The following is a 3,810-nucleotide window of genomic DNA, read 5'->3' on the forward strand; positions in this document are numbered from 1 at the left end:
ATTGCGTTCTCTGCATCCGACAACTCATAGAGCACCCATGACCACCTCCAGCTATCCCGATACCCCCCTCCTGATCGCCAACGAATGGGGCGACGCCACCGGCGGCGAGGGCGCGGTCCAGGTCGGCGATGGCCGCGTGCGCGACGGTGCCGATCGCCTGGCCCGTGGCCGGGTTCACGACCGGGATCGTCTTGCCGCCGGTGGCGTCGACCCATTCGTTGGCGATCAGGAGGCGGGTATCGGGATAGCTGGAGGTGGTCATGGGTCCTCTATGAGTTGTCGGATGCAGAGAACGCAATGATCGCACCGCTGCGGATTGTTTGCTTAACACCGTGTGAAATCGGTGTGAGTGTTTGCGCTTTTAACAAAAGTGATTTGCCTGGCGAAACTTCGCGTACAACTGGCGCGGGCAGTTCCTGTCGACCGTGGCGGAGAACAACCGCGCCAATCCGGGCTACGTGGAGCCGTACGGGCAGGTCGACCTGTCGATCGGGTACAACGTCAACCAGAACCTGAGTCTGTCGCTGGAAGCGATCAACCTGTCCGACGAGCACCAGCGCCAGCACGGCCGTACCGACATGCAGATCCTGTCGGTCACGACGGGCGGTCCGCGCTACATGCTGGGTGCCCGCGACAGGTTCTGACGGCGTCAGCCCGCCAGCACGGCCGTGGCCGGGGAGGGCGCAGCATCGCCCTCCATGATCAGGATCTTCCCGGCGGCCTGGCCGGCGGGCGCCGCGTCCGGCCGGGTGAAGGATCGCACCGGCCCGATCATCGTACCGTTCGCATTGCCCTTCGCATCCGTGCGCAGCGTGCCGACCGGCTGGCCGCCCAGAACCACACCGTACTGCGTCGCCGGCTTGAGCTTGAACACGTTGACCTCGAGCGCATCGACGACGCCCAGCTGGCGCGCGACGACGAAGCCGCGTGCCGTCGTCGCGCCGTCGCGCGCCGCGAGCGGGATGTTGACGGCATCCTGGTTGACACGCGGGCCCAGGTTGTCCGCGCTGCCCGGCGCCGCGACGTGCGACAGGTAGACGAGGGCCTGCGGCGCCTGCCCGCCGGGCATGTGCGCGACGACCTTGTTGGCGGCCGGGTCGATGACGTCGACGCCGTCGCCGTTTTCCAGGCCCACGTAGACGCGGCTGCTGTCGTCCGCCGTCCAGATCCCGTGCGGCAGCGCGCCCGTCGGGATCGTGGCGACGAGCGTGGCGTCCTTGTCCGTCGTGTAGACCTTCACGACGTTCTCGCCGCCGACCGTCACGTACGCGTACGTCTTGCCGCCGACGCGGGCGAACGCGAGGTGGTTCGTGATGAAGCCGGTGTCGATCACGCCCGTCACCTGGAACGTGTGCGTGTCGATGCGCGTGACCTTGCCGACGTCCTTGTGCGTCATCCACATCTCGCGATAGTCCGGCGTGAACTGCAGGAACGGCGAGAACGGGCTGACGACGGCAATCCGCTTGATGACCTTGTGGGCCTTCACGTCGATGACGTCGACCTCGGGCGTGAAGCTGGAGACGACGAACGCGAGCTTCCCGTCCGGCAGGAATTGCACCATGCCGGGACCGACGGCCGTGGGGATGCGGCGCGTTTCCCTGAACGTGTGCGGGTCGATCACCGAGATGTAATCCTCGCCGCGCACGACCACCCACACTTCCTTGCCGTCGGCCGTGAAGAAGCCTTCGTGGGGCGAGCGGCCGACATAGGTCTTGCCCTTGACCTTGTTCGTCGCGGTGTCGATGAACGTCACGGAGTTCGAACCGTTCGAGACCGCGATCAGGGTCTTGTGGTCGGGCGAGAAGCCGAGGCCGTGCACGTTGATCTCGCCGCGGTACAGCGGCGACAGCACGTCGGGACGCTGGTTGCCCAGCACGATCTGGCCCAGCAGGCGGTTGCCGGCCGGGTCGAAGACCGAGATGGTGTTCGTGTTCTGGTCGGCCGTGTACACGCGGTCCGAAGCTGCCGGGAGGGCCATGGCCGCCTGCGCGACGGCGAGGGCGCCCGCGGCGATGGCGAGCCGTTCAATGGTGTTCATGCTGACTCCTTGTCTGCGAGGGGTGACGTGCCAGCCACGCCCGCATCACGTTGATTTCGTTTTGCTGCTCGGCGATGATGCCGAGCGCCAGGTTGCGCAGTTCCGGGTCCCGCGTATTCAGCAGGACGGCCTTCGCCATGTCGATGGCGCCCTGGTGGTGCGGCATCATCATCGTGACGAAGTCGTGGCCCGGTTCGCCGGTCATCGGCGCGGCGGCCATGTCGCGGTCCATGATCGCCATCGCGTCGTTCATGAGCGCCGCGAACGGCTTGTCGCTGGACGCGACGAACGATGCGGGTGCCGGCGATCCGTGCATGTGCTGGGCGCTGGCGGCCGTGGCGGCGCACAGCGCCAATGTGGCTGCGAGGGCTTTCATGGCATCAGTCCTGGTACAGCGGGTTGGGGGCGATGTAGACCCGCACGTCCGGCACGGCCACGCCCTTCGGCGCGATGGCCGACAGCGGCACGGAATCCGTGCTGGGCCACGCGTCGAACACGAACGTGAAGCGCTGGCCACCGACATCGAAGCGCACCGTCTGGCCATTGGTGACGTTGACCCAGCGGGTCGAGGCGTCGATGGCGACGTCGCGGTCGGCCGTATCGCTCATGATGACGCGGCCGGCGTTCATCGGGCGCGGCATGGCGCCGGCCGTGCCGGCGGCGAGGGCGAATAGGGACAGGGCGAGGGTGCGGGTCAGCTTGGTCATGCGGTTCTCCTTCGTGGTTGGGATGGACGCATTCTGCAAAAGGGCCGCTGACGCGAGGGTGACTTCAACATGACAATTGGATGACAGCCCGATGGCGCACCTGTCATCCAGCGGCGCCGGGAAATGCGGCACAATGTCCGCAGGAGGACGCATGCGCATATTGATCGTCGAAGACGAGCCCAAGACGGGCGACTACCTGCACAAGGGCTTGCGCGAGTCCGGCTTCAACGCCGACCTCGCGCGCACCGGACCGGACGGCTTGCACCTGGCGCTGGAGCACGACTACGACCTCGTCGTGCTCGACGTGATGCTGCCGGCGATGGACGGCTGGACGGTGCTCTCCAAGCTGCGCGAGCACAAGGAGACGCCCGTGCTGTACCTGACGGCGCGCGACGACGTGGCCGACCGCGTGCGCGGCCTGGAGCTCGGCGCGGACGACTACCTCGTGAAACCGTTCGCGTTCGCCGAACTGCTCGCGCGCGTGCGCACGCTGCTGCGGCGCGCGCCCACGCGCGAGCCGGACATCCTCGCCGTGGCCGACCTCGAGATCGACCTGCGCCGCCACCGCGTCACGCGCGCCGGCAAGCGCATCGACCTCACGCCGAAGGAACACGCGCTGCTCGTGCTGCTGGCGCGGCGCCAGGGCGAGGTGCTGTCACGCTCGCTCATCTCGTCGCAGGTGTGGGACATGAACTTCGATTCGGACACGAACGTCGTCGACGTCGCCATCCGCCGCCTGCGCACGAAGGTCGACGATCCGTATACCGTCAAGCTGATCCACACGGTGCGCGGCATGGGGTACCTGATGGAAGAACGCGAGTGACGGCGCGTCCGATGTCCATCGCGCTGCGTCTCGGCCTGCTGTTCGCCGCGATCGCCGCCGCCGTGTTCGTCGCGGTCGGCGCCTACCTGTACCAGACGCTGGCGCGCCAGATGGGCCGGCGCGACGATGCGGACCTGCTCAACAAGGCCGTGCTGGCGCGCCAGCTGCTGGGCGCATTGCCGACGCGCGATCCCACGGTGCTGGCGCGGGCCATCGGCCAGGACGGCGTCACCGTGCAGGTG

General features: G+C 67.4%; 5 protein-coding genes and 2 pseudogenes. 3 read left to right on the forward strand and 4 right to left on the reverse strand.

The genetic code is table 11. The annotated features are described in order from the left end of the window. A pseudogene (locus tag ACEN88_RS26370) lies at positions 1-262 on the reverse strand (hypothetical protein); the annotation flags it as partial. Positions 263-425: 163 nt separating this feature from the next. On the opposite strand from ACEN88_RS26370, the gene ACEN88_RS26375 reads away from it, so the two are divergent. Then, positions 426-644 carry a hypothetical protein gene (locus tag ACEN88_RS26375; protein ID WP_413344430.1) on the forward strand — a complete coding sequence of 73 codons (219 nt, stop codon included), beginning with the start codon at positions 426-428 and terminating at the stop codon, positions 642-644. Positions 645-649: 5 nt separating this feature from the next. Here the strand turns inward: ACEN88_RS26375 and ACEN88_RS26380 are convergent, their stop codons facing one another. From ACEN88_RS26380 to ACEN88_RS26390, 3 genes are all read right to left on the reverse strand, one after another. Continuing rightward, positions 650-2,038 carry a YncE family protein gene (locus ACEN88_RS26380; RefSeq protein ID WP_413344431.1) on the reverse strand — a complete coding sequence of 463 codons (1,389 nt, stop codon included), beginning with the start codon at positions 2,036-2,038 and terminating at the stop codon, positions 650-652. Continuing rightward, positions 2,025-2,354, reverse strand: a complete 330-nt coding sequence (locus ACEN88_RS26385) for a DUF305 domain-containing protein (protein WP_371768434.1) — start codon at positions 2,352-2,354, stop codon at positions 2,025-2,027. Before ACEN88_RS26385 ends, ACEN88_RS26380 begins: the two co-directional genes overlap by 14 nt. A 64-nt stretch (positions 2,355-2,418) precedes the next feature. After that, positions 2,419-2,745 carry a CzcE family metal-binding protein gene (locus tag ACEN88_RS26390; protein WP_413344433.1) on the reverse strand — a complete coding sequence of 109 codons (327 nt, stop codon included), beginning with the start codon at positions 2,743-2,745 and terminating at the stop codon, positions 2,419-2,421. 151 nt (positions 2,746-2,896) lie between these two features. Between ACEN88_RS26390 and ACEN88_RS26395 the strand changes: the two genes are divergently transcribed. Together ACEN88_RS26395 and ACEN88_RS26400 are read left to right on the forward strand one after the other, a co-directional pair. After that, positions 2,897-3,568, forward strand: a complete 672-nt coding sequence (locus tag ACEN88_RS26395) for a heavy metal response regulator transcription factor (protein ID WP_413344435.1) — start codon at positions 2,897-2,899, stop codon at positions 3,566-3,568. After that, a pseudogene (locus tag ACEN88_RS26400) lies at positions 3,565-3,810 on the forward strand (two-component sensor histidine kinase); the annotation flags it as partial. The gene ACEN88_RS26395 and the pseudogene ACEN88_RS26400, both read left to right, overlap by 4 nt.

The sequence above is a fragment of the Massilia sp. CT11-108 genome (assembly GCF_047302915.1).
GTDB classification, from domain to species: domain Bacteria; phylum Pseudomonadota; class Gammaproteobacteria; order Burkholderiales; family Burkholderiaceae_D; genus Telluria; species Telluria orientalis.

Bases quoted from the DNA above. Each gene is read 5' to 3' on its own strand.
- ACEN88_RS26380 (WP_413344431.1), bottom strand. From the start codon at position 2,038: ATGAACACCATTGAACGGCTCGCCATCGCCGCGGGCGCCCTCGCCGTC.
- ACEN88_RS26385 (WP_371768434.1), bottom strand. From the start codon at position 2,354: ATGCACGGATCGCCGGCACCCGCATCGTTCGTCGCGTCCAGCGACAAG.
- ACEN88_RS26390 (WP_413344433.1), bottom strand. From the start codon at position 2,745: ATGACCAAGCTGACCCGCACCCTCGCCCTGTCCCTATTCGCCCTCGCC.
- ACEN88_RS26395 (WP_413344435.1), top strand. From the start codon at position 2,897: ATGCGCATATTGATCGTCGAAGACGAGCCCAAGACGGGCGACTACCTG.